The organism is Streptomyces sp. CA-135486 (assembly GCF_050936555.1).
GTDB lineage: Bacteria > Actinomycetota > Actinomycetes > Streptomycetales > Streptomycetaceae > Streptomyces.
Window position 1 is genome coordinate 3,491,171 of sequence record NZ_JBNJMM010000001.1, and the last position, 26,596, is coordinate 3,517,766.

At 70.4% G+C, this 26,596-nt stretch carries 20 protein-coding genes and 1 pseudogene; 13 read left to right on the top strand and 8 right to left on the bottom strand.

Going from position 1 to position 26,596, the window contains the following annotated elements; all coding sequences use genetic code 11:
- Positions 1-115: 115 nt before the first annotated feature.
- From ACQEVG_RS15860 to ACQEVG_RS15900, 9 genes are read left to right on the top strand one after another with little or no spacing between them, the layout of a single operon-like run.
- Positions 116-604: a general stress protein gene (locus ACQEVG_RS15860; RefSeq protein WP_432983269.1), complete on the top strand. Its 489-nt coding sequence runs from the start codon at positions 116-118 to the stop codon at positions 602-604.
- A 52-nt stretch (positions 605-656) separates the two neighbouring features.
- A complete protein-coding gene (dnaK, locus tag ACQEVG_RS15865) occupies positions 657-2,552 on the top strand; it encodes a molecular chaperone DnaK (RefSeq protein WP_432983272.1) in 1,896 nt (631 codons plus the stop codon).
- An 8-nt stretch (positions 2,553-2,560) separates the two neighbouring features.
- Positions 2,561-3,169, top strand: coding sequence for a nucleotide exchange factor GrpE (gene grpE, locus ACQEVG_RS15870; RefSeq protein WP_432983275.1), 609 nt, complete (start codon positions 2,561-2,563; stop codon positions 3,167-3,169).
- A 6-nt stretch (positions 3,170-3,175) separates the two neighbouring features.
- Entirely contained in the window at positions 3,176-4,129 is a 954-nt protein-coding gene (locus ACQEVG_RS15875) for a DnaJ C-terminal domain-containing protein (RefSeq protein ID WP_432983278.1), read from the top strand.
- Positions 4,126-4,533: a chaperone modulator CbpM gene (locus tag ACQEVG_RS15880; protein ID WP_432983281.1), complete on the top strand. Its 408-nt coding sequence runs from the start codon at positions 4,126-4,128 to the stop codon at positions 4,531-4,533. Before ACQEVG_RS15875 ends, ACQEVG_RS15880 begins: the two co-directional genes overlap by 4 nt.
- Positions 4,524-7,163 (top strand): ATP-dependent chaperone ClpB, encoded by a 2,640-nt coding sequence (clpB, locus tag ACQEVG_RS15885; protein WP_432983284.1) that lies wholly within the window; start codon positions 4,524-4,526, stop codon positions 7,161-7,163. The genes ACQEVG_RS15880 and clpB overlap by 10 nt, the downstream gene beginning before the upstream one ends.
- Positions 7,160-7,618: a thioredoxin gene (gene trxA / locus ACQEVG_RS15890; RefSeq protein WP_432983287.1), complete on the top strand. Its 459-nt coding sequence runs from the start codon at positions 7,160-7,162 to the stop codon at positions 7,616-7,618. The genes clpB and trxA overlap by 4 nt, the downstream gene beginning before the upstream one ends.
- Before the next feature lie 6 nt (positions 7,619-7,624).
- Complete coding sequence (locus tag ACQEVG_RS15895; protein WP_432983290.1) at positions 7,625-7,885, top strand: UBP-type zinc finger domain-containing protein; 261 nt, start codon at positions 7,625-7,627, stop codon at positions 7,883-7,885.
- Entirely contained in the window at positions 7,885-9,666 is a 1,782-nt protein-coding gene (locus ACQEVG_RS15900; protein WP_432983293.1) for an FAD-dependent oxidoreductase, read from the top strand. The genes ACQEVG_RS15895 and ACQEVG_RS15900 overlap by 1 nt, the downstream gene beginning before the upstream one ends.
- 444 nt (positions 9,667-10,110) lie before the next feature.
- Here ACQEVG_RS15900 and ACQEVG_RS15905 read toward each other — a convergent pair whose 3' ends face one another.
- A complete protein-coding gene (locus ACQEVG_RS15905) occupies positions 10,111-10,560 on the bottom strand; it encodes a DUF1931 family protein (RefSeq protein ID WP_432983296.1) in 450 nt (149 codons plus the stop codon).
- A gap of 678 nt (positions 10,561-11,238) precedes the next feature.
- Between ACQEVG_RS15905 and ACQEVG_RS15910 the strand changes: the two are divergent.
- Positions 11,239-13,415 (top strand): annotated as a pseudogene (locus ACQEVG_RS15910) (FUSC family protein).
- Here ACQEVG_RS15910 and ACQEVG_RS15915 read toward each other — a convergent pair.
- From ACQEVG_RS15915 to ACQEVG_RS15935, 5 genes are all read right to left on the bottom strand, one after another.
- Complete coding sequence (locus ACQEVG_RS15915) at positions 13,389-13,925, bottom strand: phosphate-starvation-inducible PsiE family protein (RefSeq protein ID WP_432983299.1); 537 nt, start codon at positions 13,923-13,925, stop codon at positions 13,389-13,391. The pseudogene ACQEVG_RS15910 and the gene ACQEVG_RS15915 overlap by 27 nt on opposite strands.
- A gap of 537 nt (positions 13,926-14,462) precedes the next feature.
- Positions 14,463-15,179, bottom strand: a complete 717-nt coding sequence (locus ACQEVG_RS15920; protein WP_432983302.1) for a plastocyanin/azurin family copper-binding protein — start codon at positions 15,177-15,179, stop codon at positions 14,463-14,465.
- The gene (locus ACQEVG_RS15925; RefSeq protein ID WP_432983305.1) at positions 15,176-15,682 is read right to left on the bottom strand and encodes a hypothetical protein; all 507 of its coding nucleotides are present in this window, start codon (positions 15,680-15,682) and stop codon (positions 15,176-15,178) included. Before ACQEVG_RS15925 ends, ACQEVG_RS15920 begins: the two co-directional genes overlap by 4 nt.
- A gap of 126 nt (positions 15,683-15,808) precedes the next feature.
- The gene (locus ACQEVG_RS15930) at positions 15,809-16,837 is read right to left on the bottom strand and encodes a cupredoxin domain-containing protein (protein ID WP_432983308.1); all 1,029 of its coding nucleotides are present in this window, start codon (positions 16,835-16,837) and stop codon (positions 15,809-15,811) included.
- Positions 16,838-16,878: 41 nt separating this feature from the next.
- On the bottom strand, positions 16,879-18,195 hold the full coding sequence (locus tag ACQEVG_RS15935) for a CopD family protein (protein WP_432983311.1): 1,317 nt from the start codon (positions 18,193-18,195) through the stop codon (positions 16,879-16,881).
- A gap of 1,167 nt (positions 18,196-19,362) precedes the next feature.
- Here ACQEVG_RS15935 and ACQEVG_RS15940 point away from each other — a divergent pair.
- Positions 19,363-19,524 carry a hypothetical protein gene (locus ACQEVG_RS15940; protein ID WP_432983314.1) on the top strand — a complete coding sequence of 54 codons (162 nt, stop codon included), beginning with the start codon at positions 19,363-19,365 and terminating at the stop codon, positions 19,522-19,524.
- A gap of 108 nt (positions 19,525-19,632) precedes the next feature.
- On the opposite strand, the gene ACQEVG_RS15945 is transcribed toward ACQEVG_RS15940, so the two are convergent.
- Both ACQEVG_RS15945 and ACQEVG_RS15950 read right to left on the bottom strand, forming a co-directional pair.
- Positions 19,633-21,078 (bottom strand): glyceraldehyde-3-phosphate dehydrogenase, encoded by a 1,446-nt coding sequence (locus tag ACQEVG_RS15945; protein ID WP_432983317.1) that lies wholly within the window; start codon positions 21,076-21,078, stop codon positions 19,633-19,635.
- Positions 21,079-21,240: 162 nt separating this feature from the next.
- Positions 21,241-23,076: a glycoside hydrolase family 15 protein gene (locus tag ACQEVG_RS15950; protein WP_432983320.1), complete on the bottom strand. Its 1,836-nt coding sequence runs from the start codon at positions 23,074-23,076 to the stop codon at positions 21,241-21,243.
- A 374-nt stretch (positions 23,077-23,450) separates the two neighbouring features.
- Between ACQEVG_RS15950 and ACQEVG_RS15955 the strand changes: the two genes are divergently transcribed.
- Together ACQEVG_RS15955 and ACQEVG_RS15960 are read left to right on the top strand one after the other, a co-directional pair.
- The gene (locus ACQEVG_RS15955; RefSeq protein ID WP_432983323.1) at positions 23,451-24,377 is read left to right on the top strand and encodes an oxygenase MpaB family protein; all 927 of its coding nucleotides are present in this window, start codon (positions 23,451-23,453) and stop codon (positions 24,375-24,377) included.
- A complete protein-coding gene (locus tag ACQEVG_RS15960; protein ID WP_432983326.1) occupies positions 24,359-26,596 on the top strand; it encodes a tetratricopeptide repeat protein in 2,238 nt (745 codons plus the stop codon). The genes ACQEVG_RS15955 and ACQEVG_RS15960 overlap by 19 nt, the downstream gene beginning before the upstream one ends.

Consider the following 26,596-nt stretch of genomic DNA (forward strand, 5'->3'; position numbering starts at 1 on the left):
CGGGCCGACGGGCTCCGTTGTTTTTTGACCTGCCGGGTGCAGGCGTAGAGCTGCTCGGTTCGCGAGTCTGGGACCTGCCGGGGCCGTCGTGCGCACCGGCAGGAAGGACTGGGTGATGACCGAGCAGCCTCGTAGGCCCGTTGCCACGTACGAGACGTACCAGGAAGCCGAACGCGTCGTCGACCACCTCTCGGACCAGGGGTTTCCCGTGCAGAGGGTGGCCATCATCGGCCAGGACGTCCGCCTCGTCGAGCAGGTCATCGGCCGTATGGACTATGGCAGGGCCGCCCTGCACGGAGCGGCGAGCGGGGCGCTGCCTGGTGCGCTGATCGGCTGGCTCTTCGGCCTGGTCGACTGGGTGGACCCCCTCGTCTCCGCTCTGCTCGTCGCCCTCTACGGCCTGATTTTCGGGGCGATCGTGGGCGCGCTGTTCGGCCTCCTGCTGCACGCCCTGCAGGGCGGCCGCCGGGACTTCGCCTCCGTCCGCTCGATGCAGCCCAGCCGGTACGACGTCGTCGTGGACGAAGCGGTCGCCGACGAGGCCGTACGGCTTCTCGACGGGCTGCAGACCACCGGCGTCGGCGGACGTCCTCCCCATACCTGAACGATCGGATCCGCAGTGCCGGCGCATGCCGCGGCACCGGGAGGAGTTCCTCATGGCCAAAGCAGTGGGCATCGACCTGGGCACCACCAACTCGGTCATCGCCGTGTGGGAGGGCGGCGAGCCGTCCGTCGTGCCCAACAGCGAGGGCAACCGCACGACACCGTCCGTGGTGGCCTTCACCGATACCGGCGAGCGCTTGGTGGGCCAGCTGGCCCGGCGCCAGGCGATCCTCAACCCCAAGGGCACCATCTACTCGGCCAAGCGGTTCATCGGCCGGCACTTCGACGAGATCTCCGACGAGGCCAGGGCGGTGGCGTACGACGTCGTCGAGGGCGACGGCGGGGCGGCCCGCTTCAAGGTGCGCGACAAGCTGTACGCGCCTGAGGAGATCAGCGCCCAGGTGCTGCGCAAACTCGCCGACGACGCCTCCAAGCAGCTGGGGGAACGGGTGACGGAGGCGGTCATCACGGTGCCCGCCTACTTCAACGACGCTCAGCGCACCGCCACCAAGGACGCCGGACGGATCGCAGGTCTGGAGGTGCTGCGGATCATCAACGAGCCGACGGCGGCGGCCCTCGCGTACGGCATGGACAAGAAGCAGCACGAGACGGTGCTGGTCTTCGACCTGGGCGGCGGCACCTTCGATGTGAGCATCCTCGACGTCGGCGACGGCGTGGTGGAGGTGCGCTCCACCGCGGGCGACAGCCACCTGGGCGGTGACGACTTCGACCGGCGTCTGGTGGATTACCTCGCGGACGACTTCCAGAAGGAGAACGGCATCGATCTGCGCAAGGATCCGCAGGCCCTGCAACGCCTGTTCGAGGCGGCGGAGAAGGCCAAGACCGAGCTCAGTTCGGTGACGCAGACGCAGGTCAGCCTGCCGTTCATCACTGCCGATGCCTCGGGCCCCAAGCACCTCACCGACTCGATCATGCGGTCCACGTTCGAGCAGATCACCAGCGACCTGGTGGAGCGGTGCCTGGGACCGGTCCAGCAGGCCATGGCCGACGCCAAGGTCGGCGAGAGCGACATCGACGAGGTCATCCTCGTCGGCGGTTCCACCCGCATCCCCGCTGTCCAGGCCCTCGTGCGCCGGCTGACCGGCGGCAAGGAACCCAACATGAGCGTCAACCCCGACGAGGTCGTGGCCCTGGGCGCCGCGATCCAGGCCGGGGTACTCAAGGGCGAGGTCAAGGACGTCCTGCTGCTCGATGTCACGCCCCTGTCGCTGGGTGTCGAGACACGCGGCGGCGTGATGACGAAGATCATCGAGCGGAACACCACCATCCCCGTGCGCCGCACCGAGACCTTCTCCACTGCCGAGGACAACCAGCCCGCCGTCGACATCGTGGTCCTCCAGGGCGAGCGCGAACGGGCCGCCGACAACCGGGTGCTCGGCCGCTTCCAGCTCACCGACATCCGCCCGGCGCCGCGCGGCGAACCGCAGATCGAGGTCACCTTCGACGTCGACGCCAACGGCATTCTCAACGTCAGGGCCCGCGACCGGGACACCGGCAAGGAACAGGGCATCACCATCACCGAGAGTTCCAACCTCGACCGCGGCGAGGTCGAACGCATGGTCCAGGAGGCCGAGCGCAACCGGGGCCAGGACCAGGTGCTGCGCGAGGCCGTCGATGCCCGCAACGAGCTCGACGCCGTCGCGTACCAGGTCGAGAAGCGCCTCGCCGAGCTGGGCGAGGCCGCACCCGAGCACGAGAAGGCACGCGCCGAGATGCTGGTGTCGGATGCCCGGGCGGCGGTCAAGGAGGAGGCAGGCGTGGAGCGGGTGCGGCCCCTGACCTCCGAACTCCAGCAGGTGCTGGCAGGGCTGGTGGCGCATCAGGGCAGCACCGCCACGGGCGGTCCCGGCCAGGACACCACCGGGGGCGGCGCGACCGGCGGTGACGGTGACGACGATGTCATCGACGCCGAGTTCGACAAGGACTGAGGCACGCCATGCCCAGCCACCCCCAGGAACCTGACCGGCCCGCTTCGGATCCGGTCGAACCGGTCCCGGAAGGCGCCCTACGCCCTCCTCGCGGGGATTTGCCGCAACCGGGCCCTCCCCGGCCGGAAGCGGCGCACGACGAACCGGGACCCGACGCCGCCGGCCCCGCGCCTGCCGAGGACGAGTACACGACCGCGATCCAGGAACTGGAGGACCGCTGGCGGCGCGCGCTCGCCGACCTCGACAACCTCCGCAAGCGCCACGCCAGGGAACTGGAGCGGGAACGGGCGGTCGAGCGTTCCCGTACGGCCGCCGCCTTCCTGCCCGTCCTGGACAACCTCGAACTCGCCCTGACGCACGCCGGAGCCGACCCCGGCGCGATCGTGGAGGGCATCCGGGCCGTACGCGACCAGGCTGTGAACGTCCTCGAACTGCTCGGCTACCCGCGGCACGCGGAGACCGGCGTCGCCTTCGACCCGGCCCGGCACGAGGTGGTCGGCGTGGTCCAGGACCCCGACGCCGCACCGGGCACGGTCGTCGAGGTGCTGCGCCCGGGCTACGGGGACGGCGAACGTCAGCTCAGGCCCGCCGCCGTGACTGTCGCGAAGCGGGAGTGACCGGTCATGGCACGGGACTTCTACGAGGTGCTGGGCGTGTCGCGGACCGCGAGTCAGGACGAGATCCAGCAGGCATATCGCAAGCTCGCCCGCAAGTACCACCCCGACGTCAACAAGGACCCGGAGGCGGAGGAACGCTTCAAGGACCTCAACGAGGCATACAGCGTCCTGTCGGACCCGAAGACCCGGGCACGTTACGACCGCTTCGGCGAGGACTTCCGCAAGATCCCCGAGGACTTCGACGAACGGGTCGCGGCTGGAGCGGGCGACGGGTTCCGCGCTCGGAGGACCGCGGGCGCGGGCGGCCCCCGTGTCCGGTACACCACCGGCTTCGGCGACGACTTCGCAGCGGAGGGTGTCGACATCGAGGACCTGCTCGGCTCGCTCTTCGGAGCAGGCGCAGCCCCCGGCGGTGTACCGGGAGCCGACCAGGAGGCCGAGCTGCCGCTCACCGTCGAGGAGGCGTACAGGGGCGGCCGCCGCACCGTCACGCTCGCCGGTCCCACCGGGCAGCCGCGGCGGTACGAGGTCGACGTGCCGGCGGGCGTCACCGACGGGCAGCGCATCCGGCTGGCGGGCGAGGGCGGCCGGGGCAGTGGTGACGCCCCGGCGGGCGACCTGTACCTGCGGGCGCGTATCCAGCCCCACCCCAGGTTCCGGCTGGACGGCCGCGACGTCCACGTCCAGGTCCCGGTCGCCCCTTGGGAGGCGGCCCTGGGTGCGACCGTGCCGGTGCCCACCCCCGGCGGCGGCACGGCCAAGGTCACCGTGCCCGCGGGCTCGTCCAGCGGCCGGCGGCTGCGGCTGCGAGGCGAGGGCATGCCGAACCCGCGCGGCGCGAACGGCGACCTGTACGCCGAAATCCGCGTCATGGTGCCGCCCACCCTCGGCGACCGGGAGCGCGAACTGTTCGAGGAACTCGCCGCCACCTCCTCGTTCGACCCCAGGAGGACGCGATGAACGACCGACCCTCGGGAGCGGCAGGCATCGGCCGGGCCGGCGTGGGCGACCGTACGGTACGAACGGGCGCCGACGTCGCCGCCTCGACGGCTGTCCGGTACGCGCTCGTGCCCGCGCCCAGGCTCTCCCTGGACGCCGTGGCCCGTCGCTCGGGCCTCCACCCCGATCTGATCCGCCGGTTCGTCGCCCTCGGCCTGGTCGACGCCGAACGCGACGCCGCGGGGCACCTGGTGTTCGACCCCACGGCCCCGGCGGTCCTCGCCCGCATCCAGCGGCTGCGCTCCGGACTCTGCCTCAACTACGCATCCATCGGCCTGGTGCTCGACCTGCTCGACCGCATCAGCCTGCTCGAAGCCGCCCTGCGCGGCCGCGGCACGAGGAGTGAAACACCCCCATGGACATGAACCGTCTCACCCAGAAGTCCCAGGAAGCCCTCCAGGAGGCCCAGACCGCGGCCGTCCGCATGGGCCAGACCGAGGTCGACGGGGAACACCTGCTGCTCGCACTTCTCGATCAGGAGGACGGTCTGATCCCGCGGTTGCTGCAACAGGCCGGCACCGAGCCGAAGGAACTGCGCGCGGCCGTGCGCGAGGAACTCTCCCGCCGCCCGAAGGTCACCGGCCCCGGCGCGGCACCCGGCCAGGTCTTCGTCACTCAGCGCCTCGCCCGCCTGCTCGATGCCGCCGAGCGGGAGGCCAAACGCCTCAAGGACGAGTACGTGTCCGTGGAGCACCTCCTGCTCGCCCTGGCCGAGGAGGGGTCGTCCACCGCCGCCGGGCGCCTGCTCAGGGAGGCCGGCATCACCAGGGACTCGTTCCTGAGCGCGCTCACCCAGGTCCGCGGCAACCAGCGCGTCACCTCGGCCAACCCCGAAGTGGCCTACGAGGCTCTGGAGAAGTATGGCCGCGACCTGGTCGCCGAGGCCAGGGACGGCAGGCTCGACCCGGTCATCGGCCGGGACGCCGAGATCCGCCGCGTCACTCAGATCCTCAGCCGCAAGTCGAAGAACAACCCGGTCCTCATCGGCGATCCCGGCGTCGGCAAGACCGCCATCGTCGAGGGTCTCGCCCAGCGCATCGTCCGCGGCGACGTGCCCGAAGGTCTGCGCGACAGGACCGTGTTCGCACTCGACATGGGCTCCCTGGTCGCCGGCGCCAAGTACCGCGGTGAGTTCGAGGAACGCCTCAAGGCCGTGCTGGCTGAGGTGAAGGCCGCCCAGGGGCGCATCCTGCTCTTCGTCGACGAACTGCACACCGTCGTCGGCGCGGGCGCTGCCGAAGGGGCCATGGACGCGGGCAACATGCTCAAGCCGATGCTCGCCCGCGGCGAACTGCACATGATCGGCGCGACCACCCTCGACGAGTACCGCAAGCACATCGAGAAGGACGCCGCCCTCGAACGCCGCTTCCAGCAGGTGCTGGTCGACGAGCCGAGCGTGGAGGACACCATTTCCATCCTGCGCGGACTGCGCGAACGCCTGGAGGTCTTCCACGGCGTGAAGATCCAGGACAACGCGCTGGTCTCCGCGGCCACCCTCAGCCACCGCTACATCACCGACCGGTTCCTGCCCGACAAGGCCATCGACCTAGTCGACGAGGCGTGCGCCCGGCTGCGTACCGAGATCGACTCGATGCCCGCCGAACTCGACGAGATCACCCGCCGCGTCACCCGCCTGGAGATCGAGGAAGCGGCCCTGTCCAAGGAGACCGACCCCGCCAGCAAAGCCCGCCTGGAGGAACTGCGCAGGGAACTGGCCGACCTGCGTGGCGAGGCCGACGCCAAACACGCCCAGTGGGAGGCCGAACGGCAGGCGATCCGCCGCGTGCAGGAACTGCGCCAGGAACTGGAGCAGGTCCGCCACGAGGCGGAGGAGGCCGAACGCGCCTACGACCTCAACCGCGCCGCCGAACTCCGCTACGGCCGCCTCCAGGACCTGGAGCGCCGACTTGCCGCAGAGGAGGAGCAACTGGCCGCCAAACAAGGCCAGAACCGGCTGCTGCGCGAGGTCGTCACCGAGGAGGAGATCGCCGAGATCGTCGCCGCCTGGACCGGCATCCCCGTCGCCCGCCTCCAGGAGGCCGAACGCGAGAAGCTGCTGCGCCTCGACGAGATCCTGCGCGAGCGCGTCATCGGCCAGGACGAGGCGGTCAAGCTCGTCGCCGACGCCATCATCCGCGCCCGCTCCGGCATCCGCGACCCTCGCCGCCCCATCGGCTCGTTCATCTTCCTCGGCCCCACCGGCGTCGGGAAGACCGAGCTGGCCAAGACCCTCGCCCGGGCCCTGTTCGACTCCGAGGAGAACATGGTCCGCCTCGACATGAGTGAGTACCAGGAGCGGCACACGGTCAGTCGGCTGATGGGGGCCCCGCCCGGATACGTCGGCTACGAGGAGGGCGGTCAGCTCACCGAGGCCGTACGCCGCAAGCCGTACTCGGTTGTGCTGTTCGACGAGATCGAGAAGGCACACACCGATGTCTTCAACACCCTGCTGCAGATCCTCGATGACGGCCGCATCACCGATGCTCAGGGCCGCACGGTCGACTTCCGCAACACCGTGGTCATCATGACGTCCAACATCGGCTCCGAGTACCTCCTCGACGGCGCCACCGCCGAGGGTGAGATCAAGCCGGACGCCCGCGCCCTGGTGATGGGTGAGCTGCGCGGGCACTTCCGCCCTGAGTTCCTCAACCGCGTCGACGACATCGTGCTGTTCAAGCCGCTCGGCGAGTCCCAGATCGAGCGGATCGTGGAGCTGCAGTTCGACGAGCTGCGGCAGCGGGTCGCCGAACGCCGCATCACCGTCGAACTCACGGATACAGCCCGAGAGTTGATCGCCCACCAGGGCTACGACCCGGTGTACGGGGCCCGGCCGCTGCGGCGTTACATCTCCCACGAGGTCGAGACACTGGTCGGGCGCGCCCTGCTGCGCGGCGACGTCCAGGACGGCGCGAAGGTCCGCGTCGACGCCGACAACGGAGAGCTGGTGGTCACCTACGACCAGCCCGAGGACGTGACGGGAGCGAGGGCGGCATGAGTACCGTGCAAGCCACCAACGCCACCTGCCCGCACTGCGGGCGCACCAACCGGGTACCCGTGGCCGCCGAGGGCCGCCCCAGGTGCGGCAACTGCAAGCAGCCTCTGCCATGGATGGCCGACGCGGGCGACGACGACTTCACCGAGGTCGTGGAACAGGCCACCGTGCCCGTCGTCGTCGACCTGTGGGCCACCTGGTGCGGCCCCTGCCGCATGGTGAGCCCCGCGCTGGAGAAGGTCGCCGCCGATCTCGCGGGAAAGATCAAGCTGGTCAAGGTCGACATCGACAAGAACCCGCGCCTGGCGCGGCGGTTCGAGGTCCAGGCCGTACCGACGCTGCTGGTCCTCGACAAAGGACAGACCATCGCCCGACAGTCGGGTGCCGCACCTGCCCCTGCCCTGCGGCGGTGGGTGGAGCAGTCGATCGCGGGCCGCGAAACGGCCGGGAAAGGATGATCGGCCATGACCGTACGAACCGACCCCCACCTCGCCCTCGTACGCCCCGTCACCCCGCGCTCCCCGGGATGCGAGGAATGCCTGGCCACGCGTTCCCCCTGGGTCCACCTCAGGCTCTGCCTGACCTGCGGCCACGTCGGCTGCTGCGATTCCTCGCCGAACCGGCACGCCCGCCGTCACGCCGCCGCCGACGGCCATCCGATCGTGGCGTCGCTGGAGCCCGGCGAGGACTGGCGGTGGTGCTTCGTCCACGAGGCGTTCGTGTGATGCCCGGCGACGAGACGCGGCCGGGCGCAGCGCCTGTGCCGGACGAGGCCGAGGAGAGCGTCCCCTTCGAGACCCCCGACATCTACGGCGCCTATCCCCGCCTGCCGGACGACCAGATGGCCCGCCTGGCGCAGCATGGCCGGCGGCGCGCGGTTGACGCCGGTGACGTGCTGATCCGGGAGGGGGAGCGGTGCGAGACGTTCTACGTCGTCCTCAGTGGCTCGGTCGCCATCGTCGAGGACTACGGCACGCCCGGTGAACGCCTGCTGCGTGTGCACGGCCCTGGCCGCTTCATCGGCGAACTCGGCCTCCTGAACGGACAGGTGGCCTTCTACACCGCCGTGGTCAGGGACCCCGGCGAGATCCTCGCCCTGTCCATGGACCAGCTGCGTGACCTGGTGACCCGGGACTCCCTCCTTGGTGATGTGGTGCTGCGCGCCTGCCTGGGCCGCCGTGCCCTGCTCGTCGGGCAGGGCGCCGGTTTCCGCATCATCGGCTCGCGCTACTCGCCCGACACCCGGCGGCTGCGCGAGTTCGCCGCCCGCAACCGGCTGCCGCACCGCTGGATCGATCTGGAGACGGACGAGGAGGCCGAGGCGCTGCTGCGCCGCTTCGCGGTTGCTCCGGAGCAGACGCCGCTGGTGATCTGGCGGGACACGACCCTGCTGCGCAATCCGAGCAACGCCGAACTGGCCCGGTTCATCGGTCTGCCGCCCCTGCCGTCGGGCAACGGTCGCGGCGATCTCCTCATCGTCGGCTCCGGACCGGCCGGTCTCGCCGCCGCGGTGAACGCCGCCTCGGAGGGCCTCGGCACGACCGTGGTCGAGGCGATGGCCACCGGCGGCCAAGCCGGGACGTCGTCCCGCATCGACAACTGCTTCGGCTTCCCCTCCGGCATCTCCGGCGCCGAACTCACCGAGCGCGCTGTGCTCCAGGCGGGCAAGTTCGGCGCCCGGATCAGCGTCCCGGCGGAGGCGGCCCGGGTCGAACGGCGGGACGGCCACTACGCCGTTGGGTTCGCCGACGGCAGCGAGATCACCGCCCGTACCGTCGTCCTGGCCACCGGAGCCCGCTACCGCCGCCTCCATGTGCCCGGCATCGAGCCGTTGGAGGGCGCGAGCGTCCACTACTCGGCGACCGTCTACGAGGCCCAGCAGTGCCGTACCGACCCGGTGGCGGTGGTCGGCGGCGGCAACTCCGCGGGGCAGGCCGTGCTCTTCCTGGCCGGGTACGCACCGCAGGTATATCTGCTCGTCCGTGGGCCGAGCATCGAGGCGCACATGTCCCGCTACCTGATCGATCAGATCGAGCGCCACCCGCGGGTGCGTGTGCTGCTGCACACCGAGATGACCGAGGCGCTCGGCGACAAGGCGCTGGAGGCGGTCACCGTGGTCGACCACCGTACGGGCGAGCACCGCCGCCTCGCGGTGCGGGCCCTGTTCGTCTTCACCGGCGCAGACCCTCACACCGATTGGCTGTCCGGCGCGCTCGCCCTCGACGCGCGCGGCTTCGTGCTCACCGGCGCGGAGGCGCAGGCGTGCTCCGTTCCCGAACTGTGGCAGAGCCAGGGCCGCGACTGCCTGACCTTGGAGACCAGCCTGCCTGGCGTCTTCGCCGCCGGCGACGTCCGCAGCGGCTCGGTGAAGCGCGTGGCCTCCGCGGTTGGAGAAGGCGCGATGAGCATCCACTTCGTGCACCGCTATCTGGACCACACGGCCGCGCCCGGCGGCACCGACAACTCCCCGCACACCCGTCCGAAGGAGTCCGCTTGGCTCGCATGACACCCAGCGGGCGACGGGATCACGAGAAGGAGAAGGAGGCGATGGGAATGACCACGCCCGTCCGGCGCCACCGCAGTGGTGCCATGCAGGACAGGCCCCTTGGCTGGGCACGCACCCGCAAGCCGCACAGCGGTCTGCTCCAGCAGCCGCCGGGTGCCCACCGCGGTCTCAGCCGGCTCACCGACCAGGTGCGTCAGCCGCCCCGAGGGCTGTTTGCCCAGCGCGCGTCGGGCGTTGCGCTCTCTCGCAGGACGAGTTCGACGTGGACGCGGTGCTGCAGCGGGCTCTGGACCGCCTGGCGCTGCTGGCGGAGGTCACGACCGCTCTCGGCAGCACCCTGGATGTGGACGAGGCCCTGCGGCGGGCCAGCAGGATCGTTGCGGCAGCCGAGGAGCTCGCTGACGCTGTTTGGCCGTGGCCTGCACCGCCTGGTCCGGTCGCCACTCACAGCAGGAGGTCGAAGACGGCTCGGGCCTCGTCCCAGTGCTCGGTCCGGGGGTTCTTCAGGTCGGGGTGGATGATCTTGAAGCTCTGAGCAAGGGCCAGGCTGAGTCCGCCGATGATGTCCGGATAGGCCGCCTCGGTCTCCTCGTCGGGCGTGCGGTCCAGAACGGGGTGGGCGGCGAGCTGTTCCAGGATCGGCTTGAGTTCTACTTCCTGGTCGATCTTCCGGAAGTGGTGAATGCTCTCCTGCAGGCCTTTCGTGATCGGTAGGTCACAGGTCCGGATGATGTCGCGACCGTTGGCCTTGGCAGTGGCCTGGGCGACGGTCAGCAGATCGTAGAGCTTGGCGTCGACGAAGTCGCTGTAGCGCTTGAGATCGTTCTTGTCGACGTCCAGCCCCGCGGCCGCGCGGAAGAACCTTTCGAACCTGGCGATGGACATCACGGTCATGACGGCAACCTCCGGCTGCGGGCGCCGGGGTGGCTCCCGGCCCCCTGGGCTTCCCATTCAGCCTGGCAGACGGGGGCGCGCGAACGCATGCGCATGTCGGGCCCAATTAGCCTCCCTGTATTGCCCTACCAGGCCCAGGCTTCCGACTGCCGGGGTAGTCGGACAGGCGTGCGGATCGACAGCAGGGTGAACACCGCGTCGCGGAGCGGCCCCGCGTAAAGGGGTGACCCCCCAGATGTCGCTGCTGATGAGGCCGAACGCCGCGGTGGCGGACACGCCAGCGAGCGCTCGGGAGAGGCTGGGCCGGTCGACGCGGACCATCCCGCCTAGTAGCCGCAACCGCCCGCGGCAGGACGTATTGCTGTGCCTCGCCGGTGTACTGGATCCCCCCGAGTGGCAGGGCGTTGCCGGACTCCGGGATCAGCGCTCCGATCACGCCGAGAGCCGCTCCACTCAGCCGGTGGGCGACGCGCACCAGGCCAACCATGGGAAGCGACAGCAGCGCGATGTGCTCCGGCGGGCTGATTCTGGCGATGACGGGGCGGGTGTTGTCCCTGTAGGGCAGGTCAGTCACCCTTCTTCAGTCCCTTCGCGACCTCCGTCGGCCATCCCAGATCGGCCACGAGGACGACGTCGAGCCGCGGCCGCTGGGGCTGCGGTCCGGCTAGGCTCACACCCGTGACGTGGCTGCGGGCCTTCGTGGAGGCCGTGCGATCCGGGCTCACGATCGAGGAGACGCGGCTGGAGCCTCTGCTCGCGCTGCGCACGGCTGCTGGGGTGGCGATCGTCATCGGGCCGGCGCTGTGGCTGGTCTCCCCTGCGTACGCCGCGTCCGCCGCCCTCGGTGCCTACTCCGCGGGTGGGGCCACCTTCCAGCGCACCTGGCGTCCACGCAAGGTGATCGCGCTCGGCGCGGGCGCGGGTCTGGCGCTCACACCTTCGTGGGCTACCTGGCGGCGGGGCGACTCGTGACGTTCCTCCCGCTGCTGGCCGTATGGGCCTTTGTCGCGGGGATGGCGTGGGCCGTCGGATCGACCGCCGGGATCGTCGCAGCGACGACGGTCGGCGGCATGCTGGTGACCATCACCCTGCCCACGAGCGTCGGGCGAGCCCTGGAGCACGCCGGGGTCATCGCGCTCGGAGGCCTGGCGCAGGCCGTGCTGATCTTGCTGTTCCCGATCCGCCGTTGGGGGGCACATCGGGACGCGCTCGCCGACGCCCTGGCCGCCGTGGCGGACTACGCCCGCCGGCTGCGGCACGACCCGACCGCCCCGTTCGACCCGGAGCCGTTGATGACGGCCCGGGACGCGGCCGCCGTGACGCCATCACAGGCCCGCACCCGTCCCCCCGTCCTCCATGGCCCGCGGGGCCTCGCCGAGCGCATTCGGCCGGTCGTCGCCGCGCTCGCCGACCCGAACGTCGGTGCCCCAGCGGAGGGACCCGGGCGGGACCGCGCGCGGGAGTTGCTCGACGCGGCCGCCGACGTCCTGGACGCGGCCGCCCGTTCGATCCGCCGCGGCACTCCCGCCGAGGTGCCGCCCAGGACCGCGGACGTCCTGCGCGTCGATGAGGAGCACGAGGTGCTGGAGGGGCCCGCGCGGCAGGCCGCCGAGCGGCTCGTGGAACTGCTCGGCGAGGCGTTGGAGATCGCCGGGAGCGGCGGCGCGCGCGGGAAGACGCCCACGCCGCCCGGTCCCGCGGGCGCCCAGTTCCTGGTGCGCCCGACAATGTTCCGGCTGCTCCCGGTCGTCGTCCGGGCGGTCCGCCGTGAGCTCCGCCGGGACTCGCCCGTGTTCCGGCACGCCGTCCGCCTGGCGGCGGTGGCCACGCTCGGCTATCTGATCGCCGCCCGGCTACCCCTGGGCCACGGCTACTGGGCGCCCATCGCCTCGGTGATGGTGATGCGGCCGGACTTCCACCGGACGTACGCGCGTGCGGTGGCCCGTCTCGCCGGGACCCTGGCGGGGGTCGCGCTCGCCACCGGGATGGTGCGGGCCCTGGGCCCGGACACCCATGTGTTCGGCGCGCTGGCGGTGGTCTCGGCGGGCCTGTCGTACACGCTGATCCGTACCGGCTACGCCTTCTCCCAGTGCTTCACTGCCGCATACGTCGTCTTCCTGCTCGGCATGGGCGGCCAGGCATGGGAGCAGACGGTTCCGGAGCGGGTGGTGCTCACCCTGCTCGGCGGGGCCCTGGCAATGCTGGCGTACGTGGTGTTCCCCGCATGGGAGACGCCCCGGCTGCCGGGCCGGCTTGCGGACTGGCTCGCCGCCAACGGCCGCTACGCCGCCGCGGTGCTCCGCAGCTACGCCGAACCGACCCGGGAGCATCGCGCCGACATGCGCAGGGCCCTGCTGGCGAGCAGGGAGGCACGTGCCGCCTGGCAGGAGGCCTACGACCGGGCAAGGCAGGAACCGGTCCGTCCCAGGGGTCTGACGTCGCGCGAGGCGGAGGAGGCACAGGAGGCGCTCAAGGGGTTCGGCCGGGCGACGATGCTCATGGAGAGCCACGTTCCGCCGGCGGACAGCCGTTTCGTCCCCGAGGCGGAGCGGCTCGCCGAGGCCCTGGAGGCGGACACCGCGCAGGCGGCAGTCGACGTGCGCGAGCACAGGAATCCGGACTGGGGGCGCGTGGAGGAGGCGCTCCGCGCGTGGGAGGGCGCCGCCGCCGGGGACCGGAGCCCGGTGGTGCGGCGCGGGGCGGAACTGCAGAAGCGGGCCTTGGAGGACCTCACGACGGCCGTGAGCCGCACACCCCTGGAACGGGACATCGGCTCTGCTCGCGAGGAGCAGCGGGTGCGGGCGGCCGTGGCGGCGGAAGGTGACGAATCAGGACCCCCGCACCGGGGTGGGTGACGGCTCCGGCGACGGGGAGCGCCGCGCCTCCTGGAGCGGGAAGTAGTCTCCCGGCCGCGTCGAGCGCCGCCACACGTACACCGCTGTCGCCATCACGAGGATCAGCCCCGCCAGGATGAGCAATTCGAGCCCCTCGACGTTCCACCGGAAGGACTTCTCCGCCTCGGCCGTCACGATGAGCACCTTGCGGATGCCGGCAATCAGGCCGACGACGAGGAACGGCTCCGCGTCGAGGGTCTGGTTCCTGATGGTGAGGCGGACGGTGTGGAGCAGCTCGGCCACGATGAACAGCACAAGGCCGTTGTCCAGGGCGGAGAGAACGACCGTCTCCTCGCGGTACGGCCCCTGGATCGACCTGATGACGTCGTGGGCGACCCCGACGGTCAGGAGCCCCGCGAGCAGTACGAGGAGCGCCGCGACGACGAGGTGGATGCCGTCCTCGATGAGCTGCAGGACGCCCTGTACCCGGCCGCCCTCGATCTTCGGGAGAATGGGTCGCACAGTCAGCATGCTAGGGGTGCCCAGGCCCGCAGGCGCGGCGTGCTGCCGAACGGGTGGACCAGCGGATCCCTCCCTGTGGTGGCAGCCTGAGGGAAGCGGCGAGGCGCGACATCACCGAGGGCGGCAGGACAAGGGTGTATGAGGCAGCCCGACGCGGACACGAAAGACAGGAACCTGCGGCTCGTCCTGGTCGCCGACCCGGGCCTGCCCTCCGAGACAGCCCGGGACCTCGCCCCCGGCCTGCCGGAGGATCTGCGCCGCAGCACCGCCAGGGGCATCCGCTGGCAGGCGGACACCGACGGCGCCCTGGTGGCGGACGAGCAAGTCGACGTCTCACTGCCCGCCCTCGGCTCACGGCGTCTGCGGCGCCGGGTGCGGCAGGCGGTGGCCGGCCTCGTCACGAAGAGCCGCTGGCCCGTCGTCGGCGTGCCAACAACGAATCTTCGTCACACGTCTTGCGACAAGGATTCCCGGTCCCGGTCCCGAGCGGACTCGCAGATCCGGACGATGAGAGAAACGGCGAGGCCTTCCTCGTCACCAGATGTTTCACACGTCGCCGCTCCCTTCCGTCCGGCGTGCGGCTGCCGAGCGGGAGCCCACCAGGAGCAGGCAGAGAACGGCGACTCCGGCGACGGCTCCGGTGAGGAGCAGCAGTGGCTGGAGGGGAGCGTTGGACGCGGCGGCCTGGGTGGAGGGGGCGGGCTGCGTCTGGGCCGGCCTTGATGAGCCGGTGGGGGGAGTCGGTGAGCCCGCGGAGAGGGAGGGCGGGCGGGTGCCGCTGCGGGGTGTGGTGGCCGTTGCGGCGCCGGATGTCTCGGCGTGCTGGTGCTGTGCGGTGGGTTGGTGCTGAGCGGTGGGTGGGTGCATGTGCGAGTGGGTGGCCGCCGGGCTCGGGGCGGCTGCCTTCACCATGAGCTGTCCCCTCATACCGGGGTGGACCGTGCAGAGGTAGCTGTACGTGCCAGGACTGCTGAACGTGTGGCTCCAGCTGCCGCCCTTGTCGAGCATCGGGGAATGGAAGGCATGAGGACCTGATGTGCTCTTCACGTCATGGGGTGCGGTGTCCTGGTTGGTCCAGGTGATGGTGGACCCGGCGGTGATGGTGAGGGTGCTCGGGGTGAACGCGTAGCCGGACATGCGGACTTGGTACTGGCCGGCGGCATGGGCTGCGGTGGACGGGAGGCCCAGGAGGGCCGCCGCCACCAGGAGCATCCCGGCTGGGAAGGCGCGCAGAAGGATGGTGATCGTGGGGGTGGCGGTCACGTGAACTCCGCGGCGACGAGCAGACGCAGCTGGCCTGCGGGACGGGTGTGAGGCAGCGCGAAACCAGTGGCGGCGCGCAGGGGACGGTAGGACACCCGAGTGGTGCCCGTGACCAGCAGCCGCTCGGCGGTGCACTCGACAACACGCAGCGGCAGTTCGGTGGGGAAGTGCCTGCCGCGCAGTGTCAGCCTGCCCGGGCAGACGAGACGGGTCCCGTCGTCGGCCGGTTCGCCGTGATCGCTTTCGAAGACGATGGGGAAGTGCCGCAGCGGTCCGCCGGTGAGCTCCATGCGCAGGGCGCAGCTGTCGGCGTCCGCGGGCACGGTCAGGACGGCGTCGGAGGCGGTGAGGCGGCGGCGCAGCGTGACGAACGGGCCGTAGCGGGCGGTGAGTTCGACGATGCAGCGGCCGGTCGTGGCGGTGTAGGTGCCGGGGCGGGGGAACCGGCGCGGTCCGTCGGCACAGTGCGGAAGAGGGGACAGGGGAAGGGGTTCGGTGGTCATCCGGGCACCTCTGTAGGCGGCGCAGTCGGCGGAGGGACAATGGTGGGGTGGCGGGCCGGCCGACTGTGACTCGGCCGGCCCGTCACTCGTCGTACCTACGTGATCCTCAGCGGGCTCGGGGGGCCCTCAGCAGGACTGCGTGAGGTACTTCTCGGTGGGGGCGAACAGGTGCTCGGCCCATACGGTGTGCGTCCTGACGTACGCGTCGGGGTTGAGGATGTCCTGGACCTGTTGGCCGGGTGACTCCTCCAGGTGGGCGGACTTGACGTGCTGCAGCAGCACGCTCAGCGTCCCGTCGACGGTGGCACCGCCGCCGTCGACCGCGGGTGTGAGGACAGATTCGAGCCAGACCGTGTGCATCCTGATGTAGCTGTCGAGATTCAGGGCGTCCTGGATCTGCTCGCCCGGAGACTCCTCCAGGTGAGCGGACTTGAGGTGCTGAAGGATCGGCAGCAGAACCTGCTGGACGCTGTGGCACTGTTCATCGGAACCGCTGCCACCCGTCGAGCCGCTGCCACCTGTCGAGCCACTGCCGCCCGTCGTACCTCCCGAGTGGCTGCCGCCGGAGTCCGAGCCGCCCGACGTGCCGCCGGTGTGGCCACCGGTTGAACCGCCCGTACCGCTCCCGCCGGTCGACCCGCCGGAGGTCGAACCCCCGGAGCCGGAGCCACCCGTGCCCGATCCACCGGAGCTGCCGGAGCTGTTGTCGACGACGGTGATCTGCGCCTTCATGTCCGGGTGCACGGCGCAGTAGTACGAGTACGTGCCCGGCTTGGTGAAGGTGAACGACCAGCTCTCGCCCTTCTTCAGGTTGCCGGAGTCGAACTTCTCCGGGCCGCTGGTGGTCGTGACCGTGTGCGGCGCGGAGTCCTCGTTGACCCACTTCACGGTCTGGCCGACGGTGACCGTCATCTTGGGCTGCGCATAGGCCATGTTCTTGATCACGACGGTGTGATCGGCTTTTTTGTCCGCCGCGGGCTGTGCCGCTTGCGCGGCGGCGGGGGCGGCGGTGTCCGCCGTCGGCGCGCCGCTCGCCGACTGCAGCAGTGCCAGACATGTCACGGCGGTGACCGCGGCGGCCAGTCCGCCGATCAGTAGCGCGAGATTGCCCCGCCCGGACGGCGCCCTGCGGCGCCGGGTGTCTTCATCCTGCATGACAGCACAGACTCCTTGCTTAGAAAGGGCAGTTGGAACGGTCATCGGCCAGGGGCGGCCGTGACGAGCAGACTCGCCGCGGCGAGGACGGCCAGCACGAGGCCCGTCTCCGCCGCGACCGAGTAGACGAAGGGCCGTACGGTGGCGCGGTCGCCCCGCAGCAGTACGGCAATGTCGAGCCGGGTGCGCACCCAGCTCCGGCTGCGCCGAGCGACGAGCAGCACGGTGGCCAGCAGCGCGACCTTGACCAGCAGCAGCCGCCCGTACGACGTGTCGAACAGCGCCTCGAAGGACCCCAGGACCTGCCAGGACAGCACCACTCCGGCCGCTGCGACGGCCGTCACCGACACCCCCGCGAGCGTGGAGTAGCGGTGCACGACCGGGGCCAGCTCGTCCGGTCGGCGCCGCGGCAGTACGCCGGTCAGCAGCAGCACGAGACCACCGATCCACAGCGAAATGCCCAGCAGGTGCACCAGATCGGCGACCGCACCCCAGCCGGCGTGGGTGCCCTCGGTGCCGTGCCCGGACATGCCGACTGTGCGCAGCAGTCCGAGGCAGACCACGGCTGCGCCCACCCGCCAGCCCGGGGAACGGGCGGTCCGCTCTCCGCCCTGCAGCACGGCGGCCAGTACGACGGTGGCCAGCAGCCAGAGCAGTGCCCGCGCGGCGCGTACGATCCCCGCCTCGCCGGCCAGGGCATCGGCGTACGTCGCCGGGTCGAGGGCGTCGCCGAGTGATCCCATGGCGGCGTTCGCGCCCTGCAGTCCGGTGCCGGCCACCGTTGCGGCGAGCCCGCACCCCCAGGCGAGGGTGAGCACGGTGCGGGCGTGACGGTCCTCGCTGCCCTGCGGCCATATCAAGGTGAGGAATCCGAGGCCGCCGACGAACAGCGCGAGGGCGAGGTATTCGACCCAGCGTGCGGCGGTGACGGAGTCCCGCAGCGTGGAGGAGGACGCCGGGACAGCATCCTCGCCGCTGCGGCTCGCGGCGACGGCGGGTATCTGGAAGGAGAGTTTTCCCGCGGTGGCGTGGCCGTCGTGTTCGTCGGTCACTTGCCACACCAGGGTCAGCCGTTTGCCTGTGGCGCCCACGGACTTCGGGACGGCTACTGCGACTGTGCGGAGACGGTTGGTATCGGGCCGGGTGACTGCCAGCTTCCTGCCGCCTGCTGTCACCCGCACGTCGGCCGGATCGACCGGCTCGCTGAACGTGAGCTGCACGGTGGGTGGGGCGTGGTCGAGCCGCGTGCCGTTCTTGGGCGTGGAGGAGGTGAGTTCGGTGTGGGCGGAGGCGGTGGGCGCGCACAGCAGCACAGCTACGAGCGCGAGGAGGACGACGCTCGCTCGGCGGATGGTCACGGCGTCGCCTCCGCGGCGGCGCTCGGCATGCCGGTGGATACGACGCCGGGCATGAGGCCGGTGCACAGGAGCGGAGTTGAGGAGGCTGCTGCGGGCGAGGGCGACGCTGAGGGAGCGCCGGACACGAGGAGGCTGTCCAGCAATCCATTCACGGGGGCGACGAGACCATTGAGCAGGGGCTGCACGAGGTGCACTTCGCCGCCCTGGCATGCCTGCGACTCGGACGGCGCGGGACTGGGCGAGGATGGCGCGCCGGGTTCCATCGGATGGCCCGCGTGGCCCCCAGGTTGAGAACCGTGATCGTGCGCGGATCCTCCGTCGGGCGCGTCCGCCACCGGCAACATCCCACCTGCGCCCCCGTCTTGCCATCCGCCTGCAGTGCCGGGCACGTCTGTTGCGGCGCTGTCCGCCCCAGCGGCGCCTGCGGCGGGCGCCGAGAAGAACGGCGGCGCCGACGGATAAGTAGTCGGCGGTGAAGCACTGGTCACGCCGTCGGCCCGTGGAGCGCCGATGCCGGAGGCGTATCCAAGGACAACGACCACCGCCGCAACAAGCACACCCGCGACGACCTCGTCACGGTGATCCGCCGGCCATGACGCCCTGGGAATGAAGGGCATGGGCACTCCTGTCGTGGTCACATGAGTTGCGATGCGAAGGAGTGGAGCGGCGCGACGATTCCCCGGCACTACGCGTCAGTAAAATCGAGGGTGCAATACCTCTCTCACAACACCTGTCTCCCCTGTGAGAACGGACAGTTCCACCGAACGTCCCGCATTAACACCCGTGAAGAAATGGTGAATTCGAACGTACTTCGGGATTCCCTTTTCGAAATCTCCAACTATGCATATGGCGACCAGCTTTGAGCGACTGGGCCATTTCAAGGAGGAGTCTCCAACAGCTCGACGCCGGGGAGGGCGACGAGGACGACGCTGAGCGGTGCGGGCATGTGCGGAGGGTGTCGCCTCGCCGCCACGGTCCATAATGACGGGCTTGTCTCCGTCTGCGGAGCAGCCAAGCCTGCGCCGTCTGATCGACCTGACAGCGTTGCGTCGGGATCCGCTCGTCCCGGGCGACGAGGGACTCGAAATCGGCGCAAACGTGCACCATCCGCGACCTGTATTCCTTTGCGCTGCCAGGTGATTGGATCGCGGGGATTCCGTTGGGCCCATGCGGTTGAAGGGGATGGCGGAATGCTGTATCAACCCGGTGGCTCCCGCATTGGCGAATGCGCTCCACGACGCCACGGGCGTCCGCTACCGCGCGCTGCCCCTGACTCCGGAACGGATCTACAGCAGGCTCAACGAAAACCAGTCGGTGCGGACGGCCTGAGCAAATGAACACCGACACGTCCGGCCGGCGGCCGGCGGTGGGAGCGCAACCGGATGCCGCACTCCCGTCCCGCCTGCCGGGACACCGGACGGACGGTCCGCCGAAAAATCAGACCACGGGGGCCGGGTAGGTCGGGTACTCCACCCCGGAGACGTGCTGGACGACGCGGATGACCTGGCAGGAGTAGCCGAACTCGTTGTCGTACCAGAGGTAGAGGATCGCGTTGTCGCCGTCGACCTTGGTGGCGCCGGCGTCGACGATCGAGGCGTGGCGCGAGCCGATGAAGTCGCTGGAGACCGCGTCGGGGGCGGTGGTGAAGTCGATCTGGCGCTTGAGCGGCGAGGTCAGCGACACATGGCGCAGGTAGTCGAGGACCTCCTCGCGGGTGCTCTCGCGCCCGAGCCGCAGGCTGAGGATCGCGATCGAGACGTCCGGCACCGGAACGCGGATCGAGCTGCCGGTGATCGGCGCCTTGAGGCCGGGCAGCGCCTTGGCGACGGCGGAGGCGGCACCGGTCTCGGTGATGACCATGTTGAGCGGCGCCGAGCGGCCGCGACGGTCGGAGCTGTGGTAGTTGTCCAGCAGGTTCTGGTCGTTGGTGAACGAGTGGACGGTCTCCACGTGGCCGCGCAGGACGCCGTACTCGTCCGCCATCGCCTTCAGCGGCGGGACGATCGCGTTGGTGGTGCAGGACGCGCAGGACAGGATCTGCTCGTCCGGCTTGATCATGTCGTGGTTGACGCCGTGCACGATGTTGGGAACGTCGCCCTTGCCCGGCGCGGTCAGGACGACCTTGTCGATGCCGGGGCGGAGGTGCTTGGACAGGCCCTCGCGGTCGCGCCATTTGCCGGTGTTGTCGATGAGGATGGCGTCCTTGATGCCGTACGCCGTGTAGTCGACCTCCGACGGGTCGTTGGCGTAGATCACCTTGATCTCGTTGCCGTTGGCGATGATCGTGCTGTTCGCCTCGTCGACGGTGATCGTGCCCTGGAACTGACCATGGATGGAGTCGCGGCGCAGCAGCGAGGCGCGCTTGACGATGTCCTGGTCGCCGCCCTGACGGACGACGATGGCACGCAGCCGCAGGCCGTTGCCGGAGCCGGCCTTCTCGATGAGCAGGCGGGCGACGAGGCGGCCGATGCGACCGAACCCGTAGAGGACGACGTCGCGCGGCTCGCGGCGCTCGATCTTGTTGGCGCCTGTGGCGCCGACGACGGCCCCGGCGGTGAACTCTGCCACCGAGAGACCGCGGTCGTCGGTCTTGTACGTCGCGGCGAGCATGCCGATGTCGATCTGGGAAGGGCCGAGATCGAGCGTGGTGAGAGCCTGCAGGAACGGCAGCGTCTCGGTGACCGAGAGTTCCTCGCCGGCGATCTGCCGGGCGAATCGGTGGGTCTTGAGGATGCTGACCACCGACTTGTTCACCAAGGAGCGGCTGTGAAGCAGGACCGTGATGTCCCGCTCCCGGTGCAGCTTCCCGATGATGGGGATCATCGACTCCGCGATCTCCTCGCGGTTCTTCCAGTTGGTGAACGAGTCGTCATTGACAGTCACAGGTTTATCTTTCGAGCTAGGCGGTGCTCATATGCTAACCCCCCGCCACTTTGATCATTCAGGCGGTGCTGCCCGACGGGGATTTGCCCCGGTCTGCCCCCTGCGTGATCCTCGTCGACCAGACGGACGTCAGCGAGTGCCGACTGGAAATACCGGGCACGGTCAGCCGAGGGCGCGGTCGAGGTTGAACGCGGCGCTGATCAGTGAGAGATGGGTGAACGCCTGTGGGAAGTTGCCCAGTTGTTCGCCGGTCAGTCCGATTTCCTCGGCGTACAGGCCGACGTGGTTGGCGTAGGTGAGCATCTTCTCGAAGGCCAGCCGGGCTTCCTCCAGCCGTCCGGCGCGGGCGAGCGCCTCGACGTACCAGAAGGAGCAGATCGAGAAGGTGCCCTCGGCCCCGCGAAGGCCGTCCGGGCTGGCTTCGGGGTCGTAGCGGTAGACCAATGAGTCGGACACCAGGTCCGTGGTGAGCGCGTCCAGGGTCGAGAGCCATTTGGGGTCGGTGGGTGAGATGAATTTGGCCATCGGCATCATCAGCACAGAGGCGTCGAGTACATGGTCGTCGAGGTGCTGAACGAACGCTCCCCGTTCGGGGGACCAGCCGCGTTGCATGATCTGCCGGTAGATCGCATCACGGCTCTGCCGCCACCGGGGCAGGTCGGCGGGCAGGCCCCGGCGGTTCGCCATCCGGATGGCCCGTTCTATCGCCACCCAGCACATCAGCCGCGCATACACAAAGTCCTTGCGTCCCCCGCGCGTTTCCCAGACGCCGTCGTCGGGTTGGTCCCAGTGGTCGCAGAGCCAGTCCACCAGTACACCGAGCTCGTCCCACCGATCGCTGCTGATGGGCTGGCCCCACTTGTCGTACAGATAGACGGAGTCGATGAGCGCTCCGTAGATGTCCAGCTGGAGCTGGCCGGTGGCGGCATTTCCCACTCGCACCGGGGCGGACCCCAGGTAGCCCTCGAGATGGGGCAGTTCACGCTCGGGCAGCTCGCCGCGCCCGTCGATTCCGTACATGATCTGCAGCGGACCCGAGGGACCGCTGCCGCGCATGATGCCCCGCTCGGACAGGAAGCCCATGAACGCCTCGGCCTCTCCGGTGAAGCCCAGCCTGAGCATGGCGTAGACACAGAAGGCGGCGTCACGGACCCACACGAACCGGTAGTCCCAGTTGCGCTCGCCGCCGATCTGCTCGGGCAGGCTGGTCGTCGGGGCGGCCACGATCGCACCGGTCGGCGCGTAGGTGAGCAGCTTCAACACGAGCGCGGAGCGGTGCACCATCTCCCGCCACCGTCCGTGGTAGCGCGAGCCGGCCAGCCAGCCGCGCCAGAACCTGACTGTTGTCTCGAACTCGTCCTCAGCCTCGGCCTGGGGGCAGGCCCGCGGCATGACGTCATCGCTGACCTGGTCAAGGGCGAACACCGCGGACTCGCCTTCGAGAAGCTTGAAGCGCGACCACACATCCCGGCCGTCGCACTCCAGAGGCGACGTGGCGGTCAGCGCCAACGACATGCTCTTGGACCGGAACAGTGCGGTGTTGCCCTGCAACTGCGCGGAATGCGGTTCGGCCCCGTAGCCGAAGCGGGGAGCCACCCGCGCCGTGAACGGAAGCGTTCCCCGGACGCAGATCACGCGCCGGATCAGCCGGTGCCGGGCCGTCGCGCCCGAGTCGTCGGTGACCGGCATGAAGTCCTGGATCTCGGCCACCCCGTCAGAGGCGAAGAACCGGGTGATGAGGACGTTGGTGTCGGGAAAGTAGAACTGCCGGGTTCGCGTCGGCACGTCGGCGGCCAGCTGGAACGATCCGCCGCGGTTCCGGTCCAGAATGGAGGCGAAGACGCTCGGTGAGTCGAAGCGCGGGCAGCAGTACCAATCGATGGTGCCGTTGGTGCCCACGAGCGCCGCACTGTGAAGATCGCCGATCAGGCCGTGCTCGGCGATCGGCAGATAGGGCGAGGAGGGGCCGCCCGCTTGTCCGAATCCGGCCTTCGCCATTCCGGCCTCCCTACGACCGCAGGGCGCGTCATGCCTTCACGTGATAGTAGATCTCCGCGGCCGCGGATGCCATTGCGGCCCAAGAGCGCTCCAGAATGACATCACAGGGTCTGACCTGGCATGACGTACTCAGAACTGGGCTGCGGCAGCGGCGGCGGCCGATCGGCCGGCCGCCATGGCGAGCACGATGCGGAACCGGGCCTTTCCTCGTTGCCGACGGCGCTGCCTGTCAGGCTTCCGGTGATCGTCCGGGTTGCGAAGACGAGATCACCAGGGCCCGTGGCACCGCGGGTCCGCGAGATGATGGGCTCCTGACGCCTCGGCGTGCAGTTGTCCCTGGGAAGTCGGGGGACACGGTGGGGGAGGATCGAGCCATGACGGACGCTGACTCCGGGCTTTTCGGGCCCGACTCGGTCACCTGGCAGATGCACGGCGACCCGATGATGTGGGTCGCCGGGGTGCGCGCCCTGTACCTCCAGGCCCTGCACCCCCGGGCCGTACGCGGTGTCATGCAGAACTCGGACTTCCGCAAGGACGCCTGGGGCCGGCTGATACGCACGGCCGACTTCGTCGGCACCATCAGCTACGGCACCACCGAGGCCGCCGAACAGGCGGGCGCCCGCATCCGCCGCATCCACAGCCGCCTGGGGGCCACCGACCCCGCGACGGGGGAGCGCTACGGCGTCGACGAGCCCGAACTGCTGCTCTGGGTGCACTGCGCCGAGGTCGGCTCATATCTCGACGTCGGGCGCCGCTCCGGCTTCCCGCTCAGCGACGCCCAGGCCGACCGCTACCTCGCCGAACAGCGCGAGGGCGCACGCCTCGTCGGCCTCGACCCCGCCGAGGTGCCCGCGACCACCGAGCAGCTCGCCGCCTACTTCACGAAGGTCCGTCCCCAACTCGCCGCCGGACCCGAGGCGCACGACGTCGACGACTTCCTCCAGCGGCCACCCATCACCGCACTCCTCGTCCCGGCACGCGAACTGCTCTGGCGGCGCGTGGCCACGCTCGCGTACAACGCACTGCCCCCATACGCCCATGAGCTCTACGGCAGACCCGCCCCCACCCCCGAACGCGTCACGTATCAACTCACCGCCACGGGCAACCTGCTGCGCTGCATTCCCTCGCGTCTCCGCTGGCAGCTGCCGCCAGGTCACATCTTGAAAGCGATGGCGCGGCTGGGCCCCGGCAGCCGCCCGGCCCCGTACAAACTACGCAGACAGGAGGCCATACTGGACGGGCCGGGGAGGGCGCAGCGAAGCAACGGGGGCGATAGCACGCGATGGCGGAATCCAGGCTGATCCAAGGCCGGTACCGGCTGCTCGATCTCATCGGGCGCGGCGGCATGGGCGAGGTGTGGCGGGCCCGCGACGAGTCCCTCGGACGGCGCGTCGCGGTCAAGTGCCTCAAGCCGCTGGGACCGCAGCACGACCAGTCCTTCACCCGGGTGCTGCGGGAGCGTTTCCGGCGCGAGGCGCGCGTCGCCGCGGCACTTCAGCACCGCGGGGTGACCGTAGTCCACGACTTCGGCGAGTACGAGGGCGTCCTGTATCTGGTGATGGAGCTGCTGGAGGGCCACAACCTCAGCCAGCTGCTCGAGGAGAACAAACAGCAGCCCCTGCCGGTGCCCGATGTCGTCGACATCGCCGAGCAGATCGCCGACGCCCTCGCGTACACCCATGAACAGGGCATCGTCCACCGTGACCTGAAGCCCGCCAACATCATGCGGCTCACCGACGGCGCCGTGAAGATCTGCGACTTCGGCATCGCCCGCCTCGGCGCGGACATCGGCTTCACCTCCAAGCTCACCGGCACCGGCATCGCCATGGGCACCCCGCACTACATGTCGCCCGAGCAGATCAGCGGCGACCATGTCGACCACCGCAGCGATCTGTACTCGCTGGGCTGTGTGCTGTACGAGATCGCCACCGGCGCCCCGCCCTTCGACCACGACGACACCTGGGCCGTGCTCGTCGGGCACCGGGACACCGCGCCCCGGCCGCTGCGCACCCACCGGGCCGAGATTCCCGAGTACTTCCAGCGGATCGTCCTCGACCTGCTCGCCAAGACCCCCGAGGAGCGGCCCACCGACGCCGAGGACCTGCGCCGCCGGTTCGGTACGGCCACCCGCCACGGGCGGACGCACCAGGTCCTGCCCGGGCCCCGCCCCCAGCAGCCGGACTCCCGCGAGCCGCGGCTGCCGTCCTGGACCCGTGGCATGACCACCGGCCACAAGGCCACCGGCACCTCGGTCCTGCCGCCCGACCTGCCCGACCACACCGCCGGGCTGACCGGCGAGTGGACCACATACACCGATCCCCGCGGCGGCCCACTGCTGCCGCCACGGGTCAGACCCGAGCGCCCCACCCCGCCGCCCGACCTGCTCGCCGTCCTCTCCGGCCGCCACAACGCCGGCCTCAGCCTCGGCCGGCTCGGCCGCTGGGAGGAGGCCGGCGAGGTGCACCGCGCCGTCGCTGCCGAGCGCGAGCACGCGCTCGGCCCCGACCACCCGGACACCCTGGCCAGCCGCTACGAGGTCGGCTTCACGCTGAGCAGGACGGGGCGGGCCGCGGACGCCCTGAGCGAGTTCGGCCGGGTTGCCGAGGGGCGCGAGCGGACCATGGGCGCCGACCACCCCGAGACGCTCGGCGCCCGCCAGGAGATGGCGTACGTCCTCGGCCAGCTCGGGCGGTACTTCGAGGCCCACGAGGCGTACGCCGCGGTCCTCGGGTCCCGCGAGCGCACCATGGGCCCCGACCACCCCGACACCCTGCGCTGCCGGCACAACCTCGCCTTCAACCTCAGCAGGCTGGGCCGCCTCGAGGACTCCTACCGGATGGCGTACGAGGTCGCCGCCGCGCGCGCCCGGGTGCTCGGCGCAGAGCATCCGGACACTCTCGTCACCCGGTACGAAGTGGCGTATGCACTGGGCCAGTTGGGGCGCTGGCCCGAGGCGCTGCACACCTATCGGGAGGTGGCCGCGGCACGCGCCCGGGCGCTGGGCGCGGACCATCCCGACACCCTCGCCGCGCGCTACGAGATCGGCATCAGCCTCGGCCGGCTGGGCCGCAGTGCGGAGGCCCTGGAGCTCTACCGCGATCTCGTCGACGACCGCACCCGCATACACGGGCCCGCCGACCCCGAGACACTGCGCGCACGGCACGGCCTCGGCGTGAATCTGGGCAGGCTCGCGCGCTGGGAGGAGGCGCTGGCCGAGGCGCGCGATGTGTGCGCACTGCGCGAGCGGGTGCTCGGCGCGGACCACCCCGACACCCTCGTCAGCCGCCGCGAGGTGGCCGTGGGGCTCGGCTGGCTGGGCCGCTGGGCGGACGCGCTGGACGTCTACCGCCAGGTGGCTCAGGCCCGTGAGCGGGTGCTCGGCATGGACCACCCCGACGCGCTGGCCAGCCGCAACGACGAGGCGCACTGCCTTGAGCAGCTCGGCCGCCACACCGAGGCGGTGGACCTGTACCGGCGGGTCGCGGCACTGCGGCAGCAGCGAGCCGCCCACGGGCATTAG